Source organism: Rhodoferax sp. EU05-FHT12H12, from assembly GCF_058791215.1.
The window spans coordinates 310,233-328,113 of the sequence record NZ_JBYTDI010000004.1 but is presented as its reverse complement, the minus strand read 5'-3'; the positions used below and the strand labels follow the sequence as shown (position 1 = coordinate 328,113).

Sequence of the window (17,881 nt, the reverse complement as noted above, 5' to 3'; positions counted from 1 at the left end):
TGGAGACAGCGCAACAGGTGCGCGGGGGAGCGCTTACTTGACAGCGGCCAAGGGAGCGTTGGATGCAGGCACGCGGCCCAGTTCGCGGCGGATGCCTGCAATGTCACTCTCATTGCGGGCAATGGCGGCCTTGAGCTCTGCCACCCGGTCCAGGTATTTCTGGTGGTTGCGTGCCTCGGGGCCGAGTTTTTCTGGCTCGCCATTGTTGTACTCCTTGACGAGTTCGATCTGGCGGGCTTCGGCTTTCTTCAACTCAGATTCGAGGATGAGGCGGGCATCGGAGTCTTTGGCGCGCTGGTCTGCCGAATCCACCCGCGGTGCGGGGGCGCCGCCACCGCTGGAAGCGACTTTCACACCGCTGCTGGCCGTTGGCTTGGCGGATTGCACCACGGTCACATTGCCACCGGAAACCAGCTTGCAGCTTTTGGCCTGCGCTTCGGTCACTGTGTTGGTGTACTCGTTGCCGCAACGGTAAATGCGGTCTTGCGCCCACGCAGAGGTGGCGCACGCCAGAGTCATCCAGGAAATCAAAAATGTGGTTTTCATGCAGTGTCCGCGCCAACAGGGCCCAAGCGCTGGATTCAGTATGCGCCAAAAAGTGCCCAAAAACAAAAAGTGCCCCAGTATCCATGTGGATTGGACCGGAATCTGTGTCACTTTGTTTGCAAAAAAAAGGACGGCTTGCGCCGTCCTTTTTTCTGTAGCGCTGCCGTGGGGGCAGCAGGCATTACAGGGAGTAGTACATGTCGTACTCGACAGGGTGCACCGACATGCGGTAGCGGGTCACTTCCTGCATCTTCAGGTCGATGTAGGCATCGAGCATGGAGTCAGTGAACACACCACCCTTGGTCAGGAACGCGCGGTCCTTGTCCAGGTGCTCCAAGGCCTGATCCAGGCTGTGGCACACGGTTGGAACCTTTGCATCTTCCTCGGGAGGCAGATGGTAGAGGTCCTTGGTGGCAGCTTCGCCAGGATGGATCTTGTTTTCCACGCCGTCCAGACCTGCCATCAACAAGGCTGCGAAGCCGAGGTAAGGGTTCATCAATGGATCGGGGAAACGTGCTTCCACGCGACGGCCCTTGGGGTTCGCCACGAAAGGAATACGGATCGATGCAGAACGGTTCTTGGCAGAGTAAGCCAACTTGACCGGAGCCTCGAAGTGAGGAACCAGGCGCTTGTAGCTGTTGGTGCCGGGGTTGGTGATGGCGTTCAGGGCACGGGCGTGCTTGATGATGCCGCCGATGTAGTACAGCGCGAAGTCAGACAGGCCTGCGTAGCCGTCGCCAGCGAACAGGTTCTTGCCGTCTTTCCACACGGACTGGTGCACGTGCATGCCGGAACCGTTGTCACCGTGGTAAGGCTTGGGCATGAAGGTGGCGGTTTTGCCGTAGGCATTGGCCACGTTGTGCACCACGTACTTTTGCAACATGGTCCAGTCAGCACGCTCGACCAATGTGGAGAAGCGGGTGCCGATTTCGTTCTGGCCAGCGCCCGCCACTTCGTGGTGGAACACTTCAACCGGGATGCCCAGGGATTCGAGAATCAGGGACATCTCGGCGCGCATGTCTTGCGTGCTGTCCACGGGAGGAACGGGGAAGTAGCCGCCCTTGACGGTGGGACGGTGGCCGCGGTTGCCGCCTTCGAGCTTGGAGCCGGTGTTCCAGGGGGCTTCGTACTCGTCGATTTCGTAAAAGGTGTTGTTCGACTCGGTGCTCCAGCGCACGCCGTCGAAGATGAAGAATTCTGGCTCTGGACCGAAGTAGGCTGCGTCACCAATGCCGGAGGCCTTCAGGTAGGCTTCCGCACGCTTGGCGATGGAACGTGGGTCACGGTCGTACGCCTTGCCGTCAGATGGCTCCACCACATCGCAGTTCATGATGATGGTGGTTTCTTCGAAGAAGGGGTCGATGTTGGCAGTATTGGGATCGGGCATGAGCAACATGTCCGATGCCTCAATGCCTTTCCAGCCAGCGATGGAAGAACCGTCAAATGCGTGGCCGGAAGTGAACTTGTCTTCATCAAAGTGCGAGACTGGCACAGTGGTGTGCTGCTGCTTGCCGCGGGTATCGGTGAAACGGAAGTCAACGAATTTGACCTCGTTTTCCTTCACCATCTTCATTACGTCTGCGACGGTCTTGGCCATCAAATACTCCTGTTGCACGGTTGTAAAAAGAATTGCCCTGCCCACAATGCAGCTTTTATGCCAAAGGCCCCGGCCCCGGCAATTAGGCAAACGCCCTTATTTTGCCTTGAGAAAGCACGCAATTTCGGATGCGCACCGGAAAGAAGCACGCGGGCGCCAGAGGCAAGGCACGTCAATGCACAAATTTGGTGCAAATACAAAATGCACCAAATATGAACAAAGCTAGTTACGCACCAATTCAGGGCCTAGTGACATCCCCATGGCGCACAAGGCGGTATGGAGCGCGGCAAACGCCGGCTCCACGGCAGCAGGCGCGCCTTTGACGCCCAGCTCAATGTGGCGCCCCCACTCCGGGTGGTCCACGCTGGGGAGGCTGAACACCTTGATCGCATGCTCGCGCTCCAGCGTTTCCATCAACGGCGTGAGCGCCGACTCCATGGCACCAAAAACAATCACAGAGCGCTCCAGATACACCTCGTGCACAAACAGGTGGGCATACCGTGCATCCAAAACGGCAGCCACCATGGGCCACGCCATGACTGGAAAACCGGGAACAAAGTGAACGTGGCCCCTACCATGCCCCGCACAACTGAAGCCCGGAATCTTGTTGTAGGGGTTAGGAATGATGTCCGCCCCTTGGGGAAACATGCCCATGTTGAGCCGGTGCACATTGTCCGCACGGTCGGGTTCATAGGGCAGGCCCTGCTCTCGCGCCACATCTTGCATGCGCTCGCGAATCAAGACTTCAGCCTGCGGGTGCAGCACCAAGGGCAATCCCAGCGCCCGGCCCGCACACTGGCGCGTGTGGTCGTCGGGCGTGGCGCCGATACCACCAAACGAAAACACCACATCTCCCGAGGCAAACGCGCGTTGCAGGGTTTGGGTGATGCGTTCAGGGTCGTCACCCACGTAATCGGCGTAGGCCAGCGACAGGCCGCGGGCTGACAGCAACTCTATGGCCTTGGCCAAGTGTTTGTCCGCCCGCTTGCCCGAGAGAATTTCGTCACCAATGATGATCGCACCAAAATTCATAAGACATCCACCGCCTGTTCAGCGGGGCTTGGCACCGGCTCCAGCGCTGCGGCCGCAGTCTCCCGGCGCAGTTGCTGCAGGGCGGCCAGGCAGTAGTGGGTAAACCAGAGCGAGGAGAACGCAAAAATGAGTGTGTACAGCCAGATAGACAAGGGCACCAGCACGGGGGCCAGCGCCACCGCCACAAAGCCAACCGACCAGACCAGGCTGGGTGCAGCCCCCAGGTAACCCGTAAAAATGCCCATGCCCAGCAGCCACCAACGGTGGCGGCGCATCAAGATATGGCGCTCTTCGGTGGTGGCATGGTCAGCCAGTGCATCAAAGGCCAGAACGCGGTAGGTGAGCCAACCCCAAATGAGCGGGGGCAGCACCAGCACCAGCGGAGGCACAAACCACAAAGGCACAGAAAGCACCAGCAAGACCAGCGCGGTGAGACTGGCCCCCAGCCCCCAAAGCACACTCAGCAGGTAAGACGCGCCACCGGTGCGCTCCAGCGTGGGAAAGCGCCGTTGCGTGACCAGGCGCACGATCAAGGGCGTCATCAAGGTGGCCACCACGAGCAGGCTGGCCACCACGATCAGCGGCGTGGCCAGTGCAATCACAATCAGCGGCACCAGCACCGTCTTGAGCTTGCCAGCCCCTATGGATTCAAGCCAAGTCCAAAGCTGATTGAGCAAGTCGGACGATTCCAGCAGCCCCTGCACCGCGGCCAGCGCGGGGTCCATGTAAAAGTACCCCAAGCCAGCGATCAAGCCAATCACCAGCAGCAGGGGCAAGAGGGAGAGCCCGATCACCTTGGGGTGCAGGCAGTAGGCGACCGAGCGCCAAAACGCGTCGAGCATGGCATTCATGAATCACTCCTTGGCTTGCACCGCCACCAGCTCTTCGGCACTGAGCCAACGCCATTGGCCAGGGGCCAGATCGGCCGGCAGCGCGACGCCACCAATGCGGGAGCGATGCAAGCCCTCTACGCGGTTGCCCACGGCGGCCAGCATGCGTTTGACCTGGTGGTATTTGCCTTCGGTCAGGGTCAGACGCAGGTGGAACTCGCTCACCGCCTCGCAGGCAGCAGCGCGGACCGGCGCCGGGTCATCGTCCAGCACCACGCCAGCCAGCAGTTTTTGCACCTGGCGCTCGTCCAGCGAATGCTTGACGGTCACTTCATACACCTTGGGAACGTGATGCTTGGGCGAACTCATGCGGTGGATGAATTTGCCATCGTCTGTCAGCAGCAACATGCCCGTGGTGTCCTGGTCCAAGCGGCCCACGGCCTGCACACCCTGCACCGCCGCTTTTTGCGGACGCAGACGCAGGGGGGATGGCAGCAGGGTGTAGATGCTGGGGTAGGTCGACGGCTTTTGCGAGCACTCAGTTCCGGCCGGTTTGTGCAGCACCAGATAGGCCTTCTCGAAGTACTGCCACTCCACACCCTGTACTTTGAAACGCAGGCCTTCCGCTACAAATTCAGTAGCTGCTTGCGCAATAGTGACGGGGGCTAGAGCACTATCTGGCATATAAACCTGAACCAGGCCCTGCTGGATCAAACCGGCACAGACGCGGCGCGTGCCAAAACCTTGCGAATAGAGGATTTCCTGAAGCTGCATGGGCCCTAGTATCGCAGCCACAATCCGATAAACTGCAAATTGTTCCCGCCCAACGAAAGCCCGCCTCATGTCCGATGATTTGGTGTTTAGTGACGAGCAAGCCGAAACCAGCTGCCGCAAGGCCCTGCCGCCCTGGCAGATTCTGGTGGTGGATGACGAGCCTGCCGTGCACGAAGTCACCAAACTGGTCATGTCAGATTTTGAGATGGACGGACGCGGGCTGCACTTCACCCACTGCTACAGCGCCGCCGAAGCGCGCACCGTGTTGGCAGAACGCGCTGACATTGCCCTGATCCTGCTGGATGTGGTGATGGAGTCCGAACACGCCGGACTCGACTTGGCGCGCCACATCCGCGAAGACCTGGGCAACCTCAATGTGCGCATCATCCTGCGCACCGGCCAGCCCGGACAGGCCCCCGAAGAGCAGGTCATCCGCGACTACGACATCAACGACTACAAGGAAAAAACCGACCTCACACGGCGCAAGCTCATCACGGTGTTTTACGCCGGGCTGCGCGCCTACCGCGACCTGATGCGCATTGAGCAGGCCAGCCTAGGGCTGCGGCGCTCGATCGAGGCTATCAGCCAGGTTTGTGATTCACGCAATCTGCGCAGTTTTGCATCGGCGGTGCTGGAGCAGGTCAACTTTTTGCTGGACCTCCATGGTGAAGGCCTGTGTGCCAGCCGGGTGTCTGCCTACACGGCCAACGCCACCCAGGGCCAATTGAAGGTGCTGGCGGCTACCGAGGCCTACTCCCAGCTCATGGTGGATGAAGAGGTGCGCAACCTGCCACAAGAAGTTCAGGAGGCCATCACACGTGCCCTGCAAGAAAAAGTCAGCCACCATGGCGAGCGTTATTACGCGGGCTACTTCAAGACCAAGGCCGGCAGCGAGAGCCTGATTTACATGGAGTTCGCCGAAACTGTCAGCGCGCAAGCCCGCGAACTGCTGGAGCTGTTTTCCCGCAACGTGGCCATTACCTACGACGGCCTGCTACTGCGCGAAGACACCGAAAGTGCACAGCGCACCACCATCTGCATTCTGGGCGGTGCCATCGAGAAGCGCTGCAGCGAGTCCTCCCTGCACCTGCAGCGGGTGGGAGACATTGCTGCGCTATTGACCGCGGCTACCGGGGGTACCGAGCAGGAAATAGAACTGATGCGGGTGGCCGCGACCCTGCACGACGTGGGCAAGGCGTGTATTCCCGACCACATTTTGACCAAACCCGGCCCGCTGACACCCGAAGAATGGGCCACCATGCAAACCCACGCCCAAGAGGGCTACGCACTGCTGTCGCACTCCCGCTCCCGCGTCCACACACTGGGCGCCCAACTGGCCCAAGAGCACCACGAGCGCTGGGATGGCAGCGGCTACCCCCGGGGCCTGGCAGGCGAGGCCATCAGCCTGCCTGGGCGCATTGCGGCGGTGGCCGATGTGCTGGACTCCCTGGTCAGCGCCAGCTGCTACAAACCTGCTTGGCCCCTGCAGGCCGCTCTAGACTATCTACAGTCCGAATCGGGCCGGCACTTTGACCCACAACTCATCACACTAGTCAACACCCAACGCCAAGCCATTGGGACTATTTACGCTGATTGACCGATTGCATAAACTTTCACCCGACTTATAGAGCCACACTAGATGGCTCCATTTATAGGGCGGTGTGAGATGTTTATTTCTTTTGTTGTGGGGATTTTGGTAGGAGCCTCCCTGCTTTTCTGGCGCAACCGTTACGTGGAACGGCAGCGTCGGCGCATCCCCGCCAGTTGGCCGCTCAAAACCCGCCCGCTGGTCAACTCGCAAGAGCGCCGTGTCTGGATCTGGCTCACCAAGGTGATGTTCGACCAGCACATCCTGATCAAGCTCCCTGTCACCCGCTTTACCGCGCCAGCCAGCCAAGCCGAAGCCACCCATTGGTACAAGCTGCTCAACGGGGTGTATTGCACATTCACCATCTGCAGTCTGGACGGCAGGGTCATCGGCTGCGTGGATGTCCCGGGGCCCCATGGCCTGTCCATAGGCAACCAGACGCTCAAACACAGCCTGCTGGACCAATGCAGCATCCGCTACGTGGTGGTTGACCCGAGCAACCTGCCGCACCTGAGCCAGATCCGGGCAATCTTCTTGGGCGAACAGGCGGCAAGGACAGGCGCCAGCCAACCTCTGGATTCACGGTTTCAGGACGTCCGCGAACACTTGCACGCGGTCGTAACCCGACGCCGCCAAAGCAAGGGCAGCGACGCCACTCCCTCAGGACTCAGTCCGCTGAGCATGCCGGAATTCCCCGAAAGTCGCTTGGCTTCTGGCTGGGAACTCAACTCCTTCGTAAGCCCCCTGGACAGCCGGATCGGCGAACTCAAACCCTGAACCCGGCAGATACCCGGGTATCTGCCACGGGGTCAGATTCCGCGCAAGCTGGCCTGTATGTCCCGGTCGAATTGCTGGATGGCCACCTGTGTCAGCGCATCAGAGCTCCAGGCAATCAGGCTGGCCGGTGGCAGGGTGACTGCCGCAGCCCCTAAGCCCATCAACTGCGCCAACACATCGGGTGACTTGATGCTGGCGGCCAGCAACTGGGGGCCGGCACTTTGCTGCGCCACGCAGGCCTGCATGAGCGCCCACACATTGCGCCCATCATTGACCAGGCGCCCCACGTAGGGCGCCACATAGTCTGCCCCCAACTCGCAGGCCCACAGCAGCTGCACGGGGTTGGATAAACCAGTCAACAAGACTGGCTGCCCCTGGGCCTTGGCCCAGCGGATGCAGGCCTCCCACTCAGGGGCACACGGCAGCTTTACAGTGAGCTGGACCGACAGGCGCTGCGACAGCGCCCGCAAAGATTCCACCCATGTAGCCGCCAGCGCAAGATCACTGCTGGGCAGTTGCAGCATGAGTTCTGCAAACCCATGGTCTGCCGCTGCACGCAACAAATCCAGGTAGGTCGGCAGGTTCACTGGCAAGCCCGCTTGGTGGACCAGGCTGGGATTGGTCGTCACACCCTGCACGGAGGGGCACCCCGGGGGAAGCCTCCAGCTGCCCGTCTGGGCCGAGTCCAGGTAAATCTTCACGGCGCGGTCCTTTAAAGAATGACGCCTTTGGCGTACATCGCATTACCGTAGGCAGTCGCCTCGCCACTTTGCACAATCAGGCTCGCAGACTTGATTTTTTCGTAGAAGGCAAACCGCTCCACTGGCTCGACGCGCTCGGGGGCAATGCCCTCGTCTTGCAAGAGGCGCAACACCGCCAATTGGGCATCGGTGCGGTGGGTATCGGGCTGGTGACAGACACGCATGTACGCGGCAGGACGCGCCATATCCTCGGCCAAGGGAATCACCGACAGCACGGCACGACTTACCCGCTCCAGCGAATGGCCCGGCAAGCGCACCAAGGGTTTGCCAGCACTCAAAAAGTCAGCGGTGAAGTTGGCATCCACCACGGCCACCCATTCGCCATGACCCATGGCGGACAAATGCATGAGGAGCTCCGGCGTCAACAGAGGATCAATACCTTTTAGCATGCGATAAGCTCCAAAGAAAACATTTGAACCTCATTCAAGGCACATTGCGACGAAGGAACGTAAAAATAGGTGCAGTACATGAAAACCCTGTCAATAAATAGTGTCTGAGCATGCCAGACGGATTGATTTAATCATATTAGTAAAATTACTTGATTTATTTAAGTGATTTTTTGGTGTAATACCTGCCCACCACTCCCGATGGTCAGGATGGGCACGCGAGTGCAATTGGGTATCAACAATTAAGGTTTGCGGTGCAGCCCGATGCATAGCGCTGGTTTATGCTGCTGCGCTTGAGCAAGCCACCCCGCCTCGCGAGGCAGACTGGATGAGAGAGACATGAGCGCATCAATTTGGGTATTGGGCGAAGCCCTGATGGACTGTGTAGCACAGCCCGACGGCACACTGCGCCCCTTCATGGGCGGTAGCCCGTTCAACATGGCTCGCGCAGCCGCGTTGCGCGGTGCCGAGGTGGGGTATGTCAACCCCTTATCCAGCGATCAATTCGGACTAAGCATGCACCAGCAGTTGGTGCAGGACGGCGTACAACCCTTGAGCCCCCCTAGCGCCCTCCCAACCTCACTTGCTGTGGTGCAAATCCACAACGGCCAGCCGAGCTACGGTTTTTACCGTGATGGCATTGCAGACCGGGATTACAGCGTGAACGCTGTGCTACTGCGGCTGCAGGCGCACCCGCCAGGCGTGCTGCACACCGGATCCCTGTTCTTGGTGCCGCCAGAGCACCACAAGGTACTGGACATCCTGCAAGGGGCCAAGTCCCTGGGCTGGACCATCAGCATCGACGTCAACTTGCGCCCCAAGTTGGCCGCAGATTTGGGTCAGTATGTACGTGCCGTTCAGGACATTGCCAAACATGCCGATTGGCTCAAAGCCAGCGATGAGGACCTGGCGTTGCTAGGTTTTGCGCAGACCACACGGGCAAATAGTGCTGCGATTGCCGCAAACTTCATGGCAAACGGCACTAGCCGGGTTGCCCTGACCTTTGGCGCACACGGCGCCTGGCTGGGCATCGAAGGCAACAGTGCCGATGCAGATGTACCGGTGACACGCGTGGTAGACACCGTCGGCGCTGGCGACACGTTCTGGGGAAATTGCCTGGGCGATTGGGTCACCAATCCCCAGGGCGCCCATCTGCGTGTTGCCCAAACACTGCGCCAGGCCATGCGGGCTGCCGCCATCAATTGTGAGCGTGCAGGTTGCCAGCCCCCACGCTATGCCGAGGTGCAGGCCGCGGAGTAAGCTTATTTGTTCTTGAGCTTGCCGCGGGGAATCACCGCAGTCGTGACGGTGGTGCGCACGGGATCCACAATCCCACTGGAGGGCTTGGGCGGCGACGTATCTTTCTTGGGTTTTTTCGATTCTTTGTTGGACTTTTGCTGACCTTTGGCCATGATGGCCTCCTTGGTAGTGGTGGTAATGTCAAACCAGTTTAACTGCCGAAAACCTCAGCAATGCCAAAACAGATTCAAATACAAGAAGCAGAGGTCGAAACTACGGCGATCCGGGCCCAAGGTGCGGGGGGCCAAAACGTCAACAAGGTATCCAGCGCCATCCATCTGCGCTTTGACATTCCAGCATCCTCACTGCCAGAAGACGTGAAAGAACGGCTGCTGGCCTTGCAGGACAGCCGCATCACCCGCGAGGGTATCGTCGTGCTCAAGGCCCAGCAATTCCGCACGCAAGAACTCAACCGGCTCGATGCCTTTGAACGGCTTCATACCCTGGTTAATAGCGTTGCCACGCCTCCCAAGCCTCGCAAAGCAACTCAGCCTACGTACGCTTCCCGCCAGCGCCGCCTTGAATCCAAGACCCAACGCTCCGCCATCAAAGCCCAACGTGGTAAGCCCGTGGAATAGACAAAACAAAAGCCGCCAGCTATTGCTAGCTGGCGGCTTTGGTCTGGGGGTATGGTGGAGCTGGGGGGATTTGAACCCCCGTCCGCAAACCTTCTTCGAACAGTTCTACATGTGTAGCCGTCTGATTTAGATCTCACTCCTTGCATCGCGCAGTGGCACGCTATACAAGACGCCAGCAACCTATTGTCTCGGCCCACCCTAAGTTACCCAAGGCAGGCCCAGCCGAATGAAATTAGCCCACAGCCTGGACGGCTTGCGCCACCCTTGCCCAGCCTATCGGCTTGCTGTTGTGAGCCTCACGTGCAATTAAGCAGCGAGTGCGAAACGTTCGTCGTTTGCAGTTAGTTTGTTTGAATCTGTTTTACGAGCGCATTCAGCTCGACATGCCCTGCTGCGCGTCCGAATCCACGTCGAAACCAGTGCAGCCCCTCGACCCCTATTTTAGGCGCCAGGCAGCAATTGCAAGAGGGCCAGGGGAGATTTAATTTCGGCATCTGCTTGCCAAGCGCCCGTGTCGAGTTGGCTGCCTAAGTAACCGTAAGTCGCAGCCACAGTGCGCATGCCGGCAGCGCGCCCAGCCACGATATCGCGCTCGTCATCACCCACGTAAATGCAGCCCCCTGGGTCCACACCCAGGCGCCTGGCCGCCTCCAACAAGGGGGCGGGGTGTGGTTTCGCATGGGGCGTGGTATCCCCACTCACTACGGCACCTGCGCTAGCGAACAAGGGCATGGACCGGGTCAGCGGGTTAGTGAAGCGCTGGGACTTGTTGGTCACCACTCCCCACGGCAGTTGGCGCTGCTCCAGCGTTTGCAACATTTCCTGCACGCCATCAAATGCATAGGTGTTGTGCGTCATACAGCGCTCGTAATTGGCAAAGAACTCTTCTCGCATTGCGTCAAAGTCCGGGTCCTGCGGCGAGAGACCAAATGCAATATGCAGCATGCCGCGCGCACCGGCACCCGCCATCGGACGATACCGTTCTGCTGACAGCGAAGGCATGCCACGGTCCAGTCGCATTTTGTCAGCAGCCCCCCCCAAATCGGGAGCACTGTCAATCAAGGTGCCATCCAGATCAAACAGCACAGCTTGGATGTCACGGAAAACTTGCATCAGGCAGGCGCTCCCGGTTTGCGGGTCGCAACCAGGTAATTGACCTGGGTGTTGCTGTTCATGGCATAGCGTCGGGTCAGCGGGTTGTAGCCCAAACCACAACTACTTTGCAGATCGAGCCCAGCACGCCGACAAAACAGGGCCAGCTCACTGGGGCGAATCATCTTGGCATATTCATGCGTTCCACGCGGCAACAGTCCCAGCAGGTATTCCGCGCCCACAATCGCTTGAAGGAAAGCCATGGCGTTGCGGTTCAAGGTTGAGAAAAACACCCAGCCCCCGGGTTTCACCAATGTAGAGCAAGCCTGCACGATGGAGGCTGGGTCCGGCACATGCTCCAGCATTTCCATGCACGTCACCACATCGAACGTAGCGGGCATTTCCGCTGCCAAGACTTCTGCACTAACCTCGCGGTAAGCGATATTGGGGGTTTGGGCTTCCAATGCATGGAGCTGTGCCACCCGCAGGGCTTTGGTCGAAAGATCGACACCCGTCACCTCCGCGCCTTTACGGGCCATGGAGTCCGCCAAAATACCTCCACCACACCCCACATCCAGCGCCTTCATGCCTTGCAGCGGCACAAAGGACTGAATCCAGTCCAGACGCAAGGGGTTGATCTGGTGCAAAGGACGGAACTCACTGTCCAGATCCCACCAACGGTGGGCCAGCTCAGAAAATTTGGCCAATTCGGCCGGATCAGCGTTCAGGGTGGTGGGGTTCATAGAGCAATGCTGGCATAGACAAGAAAAAACCCGCCGAAGCGGGTTTTTTCACAAACCATGGGTGATGGCCGAATTACTTGGCGCGTGTGCCAACTACTTCGATTTCCACGCGGCGGTTTTTCGCCTTGCCTTCTTTTGTCTTGTTGTCAGCAACAGGCTGCTTCTCGCCCTTGCCTTCGGTGTAAACACGGTTCTTTTCGATGCCCTTGGACACCAAGTAAGCCTTGACAGCTTCGGAACGTGCCACAGACAACTTCTGGTTGTAAGCGTCAGCGCCAGTGGAGTCAGTGTGACCCACAGCAATGATGACTTCCAAATTGATGCCCTTGACCTTGCTCACCAGATCGTCCAATTTCGCTTTGCCTTCAGGCTTCAGCACGGACTTGTCGAAGTCAAAGAACGCATCAGCGGCGTAAGTTACTTTGCTGGCAGCGGCGGCAGCGACGGGTGCTGCGGCGGCAGCTTTGGGAGCGGCAGGAGCGGCTGCAGCAGGTGCTGCGGGAGCAGGAGCAGCTGCGGCGGCAGCCAAAGCGCCATCGCAACCGGCGGCAGCAGTAGCAGGAGTCCAGCTGGCATCACGCCAGCATTCGCCGGAAGCGTTCTTCCAGACGTCGCCAGCAGCACTGCGCCAGTTGTGAATTTCTTGGGCGCCAGCGGCAGTCGCCAGAGCGGCGGTAGCGATCAGGATTGCTACTTTATTCAATTGTTTCATGAGACCTTCCTTTATCGGGACAAACTGCAGCCAGGCTGCGACTAATTGTGTGACGCCCTAGGTCTGATGCACCAAAGACGTTCGCACTATTGTGCCATAGCGAAGCGCCCCCTTTTGAAACATCTGTGCCCACCACGTAACTCCGCCAAAAGCTGCTGCAGCTTTGTTGCTCTGATGCCACAGCACGGCGGCCGTAGAATCGAGAGCTGTCCATGACACCGTTCACCGTCTATCCATGACCCAGTTCGCCAAAGAAACCCTGCCCATCAGCCTTGAAGAGGAAATGCGCCGCAGCTACCTCGATTACGCCATGAGCGTGATCGTGGGCCGCGCCCTTCCCGATGCGCGGGACGGCTTGAAGCCGGTGCACCGCCGTGTCTTGTTTGCGATGCACGAGCTCAACAACGACTGGAACCGGGCCTACAAAAAGTCCGCACGTATCGTCGGTGACGTCATCGGCAAGTACCACCCGCACGGCGACCAGTCGGTCTACGACACCATCGTCCGCATGGCGCAGGATTTCTCCATGCGCCACATGCTGGTAGACGGTCAGGGTAACTTCGGCTCGGTAGACGGCGACAACGCAGCCGCGATGCGTTACACCGAAATCCGCCTGGCCAAGATCGCCCACGAGCTGTTGGCCGATCTGGACAAGGAAACGGTCGACTTCGGCCCCAATTACGACGGCTCCGAAAAGGAACCGCTGGTACTGCCCACCCGCATTCCCAACCTGCTGGTCAACGGCTCGGGGGGTATCGCCGTGGGTATGGCGACCAACATCCCGCCGCACAACCTGAACGAAGTGGTCGATGCCTGCCTTCACATGCTGAAGAACCCCGGTGCATCGATCGACGAGTTGATGGAGATCATTCCGGCGCCGGACTTCCCCACCGCAGGCATTATTTACGGTATCAACGGCGTCAAAGACGGCTACCGCACTGGCCGCGGCCGCGTGGTGATGCGTGCCCGCTGCCATTTCGAGGACATCGACAAAGGCCAGCGCCAGGCCATCATCGTGGACGAGCTGCCCTACCAGGTCAACAAGAAGACGCTGCAGGAGCGCATGGCCGAGCTGGTGCACGAGAAGAAGATCGAAGGCATCAGCCACATCCAGGACGAGTCCGACAAATCCGGCATGCGTCTGGTGATCGAACTCAAGCGCGGCGAAGTGCCCGAAGTGGTGCTGAACAACCTGTACAAGCAGACCCAGTTGCAGGACACCTTCGGCATCAACATGGTGGCCTTGGTGAATGGCCAGCCCAAGCTGTGCAACCTGAAAGACCTGATCGAAGTCTTCCTGAACCACCGCCGCGAAGTGGTGACACGCCGCACCGTATTCAACCTGCGCAAGGCCCGCGAACGCGGTCATGTGCTGGAAGGCCTGGCCGTCGCCATGGCCAACATCGACGAGTTCATCCGCATCATCCGCGAGTCGCCTACACCACCGGTGGCCAAGGTCGAATTGATGAACCGCCCTTGGGACAGCAAGCTGGTGCGCGAGATGCTCACCCGCACCCGCGCCGATGGTGGTGTGGTCAATGCCGATGACTACCGCCCCGACGGCCTGGAAAAAGAATTTGGCATGGGCAATGACGGTCTGTACCGCCTGTCCGAAACGCAAGCACAAGAGATTTTGCAGATGCGCCTGCAGCGCCTGACCGGTCTGGAACAGGACAAGGTCATCGCCGAGTACAAGGAAGTCATGGCAGAGATCGAGGACTTGCTGGACATCCTGGCCAAGCCCGAGCGCGTCTCCACCATCATTGGCGAAGAACTTGGCCATGTGAAACAGGAATTCGGCCAAAGCAAGCTGGGCACACGCCGCAGCTTGGTGGAGCACTCCTCTTTTGACCTCTCTACCGAAGACCTGATCACCCCCACCGACATGGTGGTGACCATGAGCCACAGCGGCTATATCAAGAGCCAGCCCCTGCACGAATACCGTGCGCAAAAACGCGGCGGGCGCGGTAAGCAGGCCACGGCCACCAAGGAAGACGACTGGGTCGACCAGCTCTTCGTGGCCAACACCCACGACTACATCCTGTGCTTCTCCAACCGCGGCCGCCTGTACTGGCTCAAGGTCTGGGAAGTGCCGCAGGGCTCACGCGGCTCGCGCGGTCGCCCCATCGTCAATATGTTCCCGCTGCAAGAGGGCGAAAAGATTACCGTGGTGCTGGCACTGACCGGCGAGAAGCGCACCTTCCCGGCCGACCAGTATGTGTTCATGGCCACCAGCATGGGTACGGTCAAGAAGACGGCGCTCGACGAATTCAACAACCCGCGCAAGGGCGGCATCATTGCCGTGAACCTGGACGAGGGTGACTACCTGATCGGTGCAGCGCTGACCGACGGCAAACACGATGTGATGCTGTTCAGCGATGGCGGCAAAGCCGTGCGCTTTGACGAAGACGATGTGCGTCCGCTGGGCCGCAATGCCCGCGGCGTGCGCGGCATGTCGCTGGACGTGGGCCAAAGTGTGATCGCCATGCTGGTAGCCGAAGACGAGCAACAAAGCGTGCTGACCGCGACTGAGAACGGCTACGGCAAACGCACCAGCATCACCGAATACACCCGCCATGGCCGTGGCACCAAGGGCATGATTGCGATCCAGCAATCCGAGCGCAACGGCAAAGTGGTTGCGGCCACGCTGGTGCATGCCGACGACGAGATCATGCTGATCACCGACAAGGGCGTGCTGGTGCGCACCCGAGTGTCTGAGATCCGCGAACTCGGCCGCGCCACACAGGGTGTGACCCTGATTGGCCTGGACGAAGGCTCCAAGCTCAGCGGCCTGCAACGCATTGTGGAAAACGACGCCAACACCACGGAAGGTGATGCTGGCGAGAGCGCAGAGGGCTCCAGCGAAACCGGAGAGACCAGCGAATAACTATCAATTTGATAGCTTCTCGCGCATATACCACGGGGGCTAGCGCCCTATTTGACACAAAATCCAGCTGATGCAACGCCCTTTCAACTTCTCGGCCGGACCGGCCGCCATGCCAGCCGAAGTGCTGGCGCAAGCCGCCCACGAGATGCTGGATTGGCATGGCAGTGGCATGGGTGTGATGGAAATGAGCCACCGGGGCAAGGAATTCCAGAGTATTTACGAAGCGGCTGAAGCTGACTTGCGTGAACTGCTGGCTGTGCCTGCCAACTTCAAAATCCTGTTCATGCAGGGTGGCGGACTGGCCGAAAACGCGATCGTTCCGCTGAACCTCAGCGCCCTGCGGGCTCCAGCGGGCGGCACTGGCAGTGCCGACTTTGTCGTGACCGGCAGTTGGAGCGAAAAGTCGCTCAAGGAAGCCGGCAAGTACTGCCAGACCACAGTCGCCGCCAGTGACAAAGCAGGCGGATTCACATCCATTCCTGCCGCCAGCACTTGGCAGCTCAGCGACCAGGCAAGTTATGTGCATCTGTGCACCAACGAAACCATCAACGGCATTGAATTTCAGTCGCTGCCAGACCTGAAAGCCCTGGGCTCCCAAGCCGAGCTGGTGATTGACTTCTCATCCCACGTGGCTTCGCGCCCGGTGGACTGGAGTAAGGTGGGCCTGGCCTTTGGTGGGGCCCAGAAGAACCTGGGACCTGCGGGCCTCACTCTCGTCGTGGTCCGCGAAGACCTGCTGGGCCACGCCCTGCCGATCTGCCCTAGCGCCTTCAATTACAAGACCGTGGCCGACAACGGCTCCATGTACAACACGCCCCCCACCTATGCCATTTACATGGCGGGCTTGGTGTTCCAGTGGCTCAAGCGCCAGGGCGGCGTAGCGGCCATGGAGGCACGCAACATCGCCAAGGCGGAATTGCTGTACGGCGCGATTGATGCCACCGGCTTTTACATGAATGGTGTGGCGCGCGGCGCCCGTTCCCGCATGAACGTGCCTTTCTTCCTGCGCAATGAGGCCCTGAACGACGCCTTCCTGACCGGTGCCAAGGCCGCAGGGCTGCTTCAGGTCAAGGGCCACAAATCGGTGGGCGGCATGCGCGCCAGCATTTACAACGCGATGCCCATCGAAGGCGTGCAAGCACTGGTGCAGTACATGCAAGAGTTCGAGCGCACCCACGGCTAAACACACCATGGCACGTACCCTCCCTGAACTCCGCGTCCTGATCGACGCTGTCGACCAGGAACTCCTGGCTCTGCTGACCCGCCGCGCCGCGCTGGCGCACGAAGTGGGTGAAATCAAAAAGGTAGAAGGCTCTGCGGTCTTCCGCCCCGAGCGCGAAGCCCAGGTCATCAGCAACCTGCAGCAAGCCAACCAAGGCGCGCTCAAGAACGAAAGTGTCGCCGTCATCTGGCGCGAGATCATGTCCGCCTGCCGCGCACTGGAAGCGCCACAACGCGTGGCCTACCTGGGCCCCAAAGGCACCTTCAGCGAAGAAGCGGCATTGCGATTTTTTGGCTCCAGCATCACGCACGTGCCCTGCTCCAACTTTGACGAAGTGTTCCATGCAGCCACCGCAGGTTCGGCCGAGTTTGGTGTGATCCCCGTGGAAAACAGCACCGAAGGCGTGGTGACACGCTCGCTGGACCTGCTGCTCAATTCCCCGCTGCACATCGTGGGCGAAATCAGCCTGTTGGTGCGCCACCACCTGCTGCGCAGCAGCGCCTCGCTGGACGGCATCGAAGTGGTATTGGCCCACCCGCAGGCGCTGGCCCAATGCCAGCAGTGGCTCAGCACCCACCTGCCGAACGCCGAGCGCCGTGCGGTGTCCAGCAATGCAGAGGGCGCGCGCCTGGCCGCCAGCAACCCGGCCTGGGCCGGCATTGCCAGCGAACGTGCGGGCTCCGAATTTGGCCTGCACATTGCGTCCCACGCCATCCAGGACGAGGCGTTCAACCGCACCCGCTTTGTCGTGGTCTGCCTGCCCAGCGTACTTCCCGCGCCCGAGGCATCGGGCAAAGACTGCACCAGCCTGGTGGTCTCCGTGCCCAACAAACCCGGCGCCGTGCACGATATGCTGGTGCCGCTCAAACGCCACGGCGTGTCCATGACACGCTTTGAATCCCGGCCCGCACGCTCCGGCCAATGGGAATACTATTTCTACATCGACTTGCAAGGCCACCCGTCCCAGCCCTCTGTGGCGGCGGCCCTGAAAGACTTGTCCAGCCTCTGCGCCTTCTACAAGGTGCTGGGGACCTACCCGCTGGCCGACTGATGCACA

General features: G+C 59.8%; 18 protein-coding genes and 1 other RNA gene. 7 read left to right on the top strand and 12 right to left on the bottom strand.

The annotated features are described in order from the left end of the window. Nucleotides 1–33: 33 nt before the first annotated feature. The 5 genes from AC3WS7_RS13790 to AC3WS7_RS13770 all read right to left on the bottom strand — a co-directional run bounded on the left by AC3WS7_RS13790 (nucleotide 34) and on the right by AC3WS7_RS13770 (nucleotide 4,779). On the bottom strand, nucleotides 34–546 hold the full coding sequence (locus AC3WS7_RS13790) for a hypothetical protein (RefSeq protein ID WP_296470206.1): 513 nt from the start codon (nucleotides 544–546) through the stop codon (nucleotides 34–36). A gap of 181 nt (nucleotides 547–727) precedes the next feature. Next, on the bottom strand, nucleotides 728–2,143 hold the full coding sequence (gene glnA / locus AC3WS7_RS13785) for a type I glutamate--ammonia ligase (protein ID WP_296470208.1): 1,416 nt from the start codon (nucleotides 2,141–2,143) through the stop codon (nucleotides 728–730). Nucleotides 2,144–2,365: 222 nt separating this feature from the next. Beyond that, nucleotides 2,366–3,175 (bottom strand): competence/damage-inducible protein A, encoded by an 810-nt coding sequence (locus AC3WS7_RS13780; RefSeq protein WP_492656753.1) that lies wholly within the window; start codon nucleotides 3,173–3,175, stop codon nucleotides 2,366–2,368. Continuing rightward, entirely contained in the window at nucleotides 3,172–4,026 is an 855-nt protein-coding gene (locus AC3WS7_RS13775) for an EI24 domain-containing protein (protein WP_492656752.1), read from the bottom strand. The genes AC3WS7_RS13780 and AC3WS7_RS13775 overlap by 4 nt, the downstream gene beginning before the upstream one ends. A gap of 3 nt (nucleotides 4,027–4,029) precedes the next feature. Continuing rightward, nucleotides 4,030–4,779 carry a 16S rRNA pseudouridine(516) synthase gene (locus AC3WS7_RS13770; protein WP_296470217.1) on the bottom strand — a complete coding sequence of 250 codons (750 nt, stop codon included), beginning with the start codon at nucleotides 4,777–4,779 and terminating at the stop codon, nucleotides 4,030–4,032. A 67-nt stretch (nucleotides 4,780–4,846) separates the two neighbouring features. Here AC3WS7_RS13770 and AC3WS7_RS13765 point away from each other — a divergent pair, with 67 nt between their 5' ends. Together AC3WS7_RS13765 and AC3WS7_RS13760 are read left to right on the top strand one after the other, a co-directional pair. Continuing rightward, a complete protein-coding gene (locus tag AC3WS7_RS13765) occupies nucleotides 4,847–6,376 on the top strand; it encodes a DUF3369 domain-containing protein (RefSeq protein WP_492656751.1) in 1,530 nt (509 codons plus the stop codon). Nucleotides 6,377–6,445: 69 nt separating this feature from the next. Next, entirely contained in the window at nucleotides 6,446–7,144 is a 699-nt protein-coding gene (locus AC3WS7_RS13760) for a hypothetical protein (RefSeq protein WP_492656750.1), read from the top strand. 32 nt (nucleotides 7,145–7,176) lie between these two features. Here the strand turns inward: AC3WS7_RS13760 and AC3WS7_RS13755 are convergent, their stop codons facing one another. Continuing rightward, the gene (locus AC3WS7_RS13755; RefSeq protein ID WP_492656749.1) at nucleotides 7,177–7,845 is read right to left on the bottom strand and encodes a transaldolase family protein; all 669 of its coding nucleotides are present in this window, start codon (nucleotides 7,843–7,845) and stop codon (nucleotides 7,177–7,179) included. Nucleotides 7,846–7,856: 11 nt separating this feature from the next. Next, complete coding sequence (locus AC3WS7_RS13750) at nucleotides 7,857–8,294, bottom strand: RbsD/FucU family protein (protein WP_296470227.1); 438 nt, start codon at nucleotides 8,292–8,294, stop codon at nucleotides 7,857–7,859. A 336-nt stretch (nucleotides 8,295–8,630) separates the two neighbouring features. Here AC3WS7_RS13750 and AC3WS7_RS13745 point away from each other — a divergent pair, with 336 nt between their 5' ends. Further along, the gene (locus AC3WS7_RS13745; RefSeq protein ID WP_492656748.1) at nucleotides 8,631–9,551 is read left to right on the top strand and encodes a PfkB family carbohydrate kinase; all 921 of its coding nucleotides are present in this window, start codon (nucleotides 8,631–8,633) and stop codon (nucleotides 9,549–9,551) included. A gap of 2 nt (nucleotides 9,552–9,553) precedes the next feature. On the opposite strand, the gene AC3WS7_RS13740 is transcribed toward AC3WS7_RS13745, so the two are convergent. After that, nucleotides 9,554–9,703 (bottom strand): hypothetical protein, encoded by a 150-nt coding sequence (locus AC3WS7_RS13740; RefSeq protein WP_201740776.1) that lies wholly within the window; start codon nucleotides 9,701–9,703, stop codon nucleotides 9,554–9,556. A 60-nt stretch (nucleotides 9,704–9,763) separates the two neighbouring features. Here AC3WS7_RS13740 and arfB point away from each other — a divergent pair, with 60 nt between their 5' ends. Further along, nucleotides 9,764–10,168: an alternative ribosome rescue aminoacyl-tRNA hydrolase ArfB gene (arfB, locus tag AC3WS7_RS13735; RefSeq protein ID WP_492656747.1), complete on the top strand. Its 405-nt coding sequence runs from the start codon at nucleotides 9,764–9,766 to the stop codon at nucleotides 10,166–10,168. A gap of 52 nt (nucleotides 10,169–10,220) precedes the next feature. Here the strand turns inward: arfB and ssrA are convergent. From ssrA to ompA, 4 genes are all read right to left on the bottom strand, one after another. After that, nucleotides 10,221–10,597: a transfer-messenger RNA gene (gene ssrA, locus AC3WS7_RS13730) on the bottom strand. Nucleotides 10,598–10,609: 12 nt separating this feature from the next. After that, nucleotides 10,610–11,281, bottom strand: a complete 672-nt coding sequence (locus tag AC3WS7_RS13725; RefSeq protein WP_492656746.1) for an HAD family hydrolase — start codon at nucleotides 11,279–11,281, stop codon at nucleotides 10,610–10,612. Beyond that, nucleotides 11,281–12,003 carry a bifunctional 2-polyprenyl-6-hydroxyphenol methylase/3-demethylubiquinol 3-O-methyltransferase UbiG gene (gene ubiG / locus AC3WS7_RS13720; RefSeq protein ID WP_492656745.1) on the bottom strand — a complete coding sequence of 241 codons (723 nt, stop codon included), beginning with the start codon at nucleotides 12,001–12,003 and terminating at the stop codon, nucleotides 11,281–11,283. Before ubiG ends, AC3WS7_RS13725 begins: the two co-directional genes overlap by 1 nt. Nucleotides 12,004–12,076: 73 nt before the next feature. Further along, nucleotides 12,077–12,715, bottom strand: a complete 639-nt coding sequence (gene ompA / locus AC3WS7_RS13715; protein WP_296470248.1) for an outer membrane protein OmpA — start codon at nucleotides 12,713–12,715, stop codon at nucleotides 12,077–12,079. Between the two features lie 235 nt (nucleotides 12,716–12,950). Between ompA and gyrA the strand changes: the two genes are divergently transcribed. From gyrA to pheA, 3 genes are all read left to right on the top strand, one after another. Further along, nucleotides 12,951–15,602 carry a DNA gyrase subunit A gene (gene gyrA / locus AC3WS7_RS13710; protein WP_492656744.1) on the top strand — a complete coding sequence of 884 codons (2,652 nt, stop codon included), beginning with the start codon at nucleotides 12,951–12,953 and terminating at the stop codon, nucleotides 15,600–15,602. Nucleotides 15,603–15,672: 70 nt separating this feature from the next. Further along, on the top strand, nucleotides 15,673–16,785 hold the full coding sequence (gene serC, locus AC3WS7_RS13705) for a 3-phosphoserine/phosphohydroxythreonine transaminase (RefSeq protein ID WP_492656743.1): 1,113 nt from the start codon (nucleotides 15,673–15,675) through the stop codon (nucleotides 16,783–16,785). 7 nt (nucleotides 16,786–16,792) lie between these two features. Further along, nucleotides 16,793–17,875, top strand: coding sequence for a prephenate dehydratase (pheA, locus tag AC3WS7_RS13700; RefSeq protein ID WP_492656742.1), 1,083 nt, complete (start codon nucleotides 16,793–16,795; stop codon nucleotides 17,873–17,875). Nucleotides 17,876–17,881 lie beyond the last annotated feature (6 nt).

Bases quoted from the DNA above. Each gene is read 5' to 3' on its own strand.
- AC3WS7_RS13790 (WP_296470206.1), bottom strand. From the start codon at position 546: ATGAAAACCACATTTTTGATTTCCTGGATGACTCTGGCGTGCGCCACC.
- glnA (WP_296470208.1), bottom strand. From the start codon at position 2,143: ATGGCCAAGACCGTCGCAGACGTAATGAAGATGGTGAAGGAAAACGAG.
- AC3WS7_RS13780 (WP_492656753.1), bottom strand. From the start codon at position 3,175: ATGAATTTTGGTGCGATCATCATTGGTGACGAAATTCTCTCGGGCAAG.
- AC3WS7_RS13775 (WP_492656752.1), bottom strand. From the start codon at position 4,026: ATGAATGCCATGCTCGACGCGTTTTGGCGCTCGGTCGCCTACTGCCTG.
- AC3WS7_RS13770 (WP_296470217.1), bottom strand. From the start codon at position 4,779: ATGCAGCTTCAGGAAATCCTCTATTCGCAAGGTTTTGGCACGCGCCGC.
- AC3WS7_RS13765 (WP_492656751.1), top strand. From the start codon at position 4,847: ATGTCCGATGATTTGGTGTTTAGTGACGAGCAAGCCGAAACCAGCTGC.
- AC3WS7_RS13760 (WP_492656750.1), top strand. From the start codon at position 6,446: ATGTTTATTTCTTTTGTTGTGGGGATTTTGGTAGGAGCCTCCCTGCTT.
- AC3WS7_RS13750 (WP_296470227.1), bottom strand. From the start codon at position 8,294: ATGCTAAAAGGTATTGATCCTCTGTTGACGCCGGAGCTCCTCATGCAT.
- AC3WS7_RS13745 (WP_492656748.1), top strand. From the start codon at position 8,631: ATGAGCGCATCAATTTGGGTATTGGGCGAAGCCCTGATGGACTGTGTA.
- AC3WS7_RS13740 (WP_201740776.1), bottom strand. From the start codon at position 9,703: ATGGCCAAAGGTCAGCAAAAGTCCAACAAAGAATCGAAAAAACCCAAG.
- arfB (WP_492656747.1), top strand. From the start codon at position 9,764: ATGCCAAAACAGATTCAAATACAAGAAGCAGAGGTCGAAACTACGGCG.
- AC3WS7_RS13725 (WP_492656746.1), bottom strand. From the start codon at position 11,281: ATGCAAGTTTTCCGTGACATCCAAGCTGTGCTGTTTGATCTGGATGGC.
- ubiG (WP_492656745.1), bottom strand. From the start codon at position 12,003: ATGAACCCCACCACCCTGAACGCTGATCCGGCCGAATTGGCCAAATTT.
- ompA (WP_296470248.1), bottom strand. From the start codon at position 12,715: ATGAAACAATTGAATAAAGTAGCAATCCTGATCGCTACCGCCGCTCTG.
- gyrA (WP_492656744.1), top strand. From the start codon at position 12,951: ATGACCCAGTTCGCCAAAGAAACCCTGCCCATCAGCCTTGAAGAGGAA.
- serC (WP_492656743.1), top strand. From the start codon at position 15,673: ATGCAACGCCCTTTCAACTTCTCGGCCGGACCGGCCGCCATGCCAGCC.
- pheA (WP_492656742.1), top strand. From the start codon at position 16,793: ATGGCACGTACCCTCCCTGAACTCCGCGTCCTGATCGACGCTGTCGAC.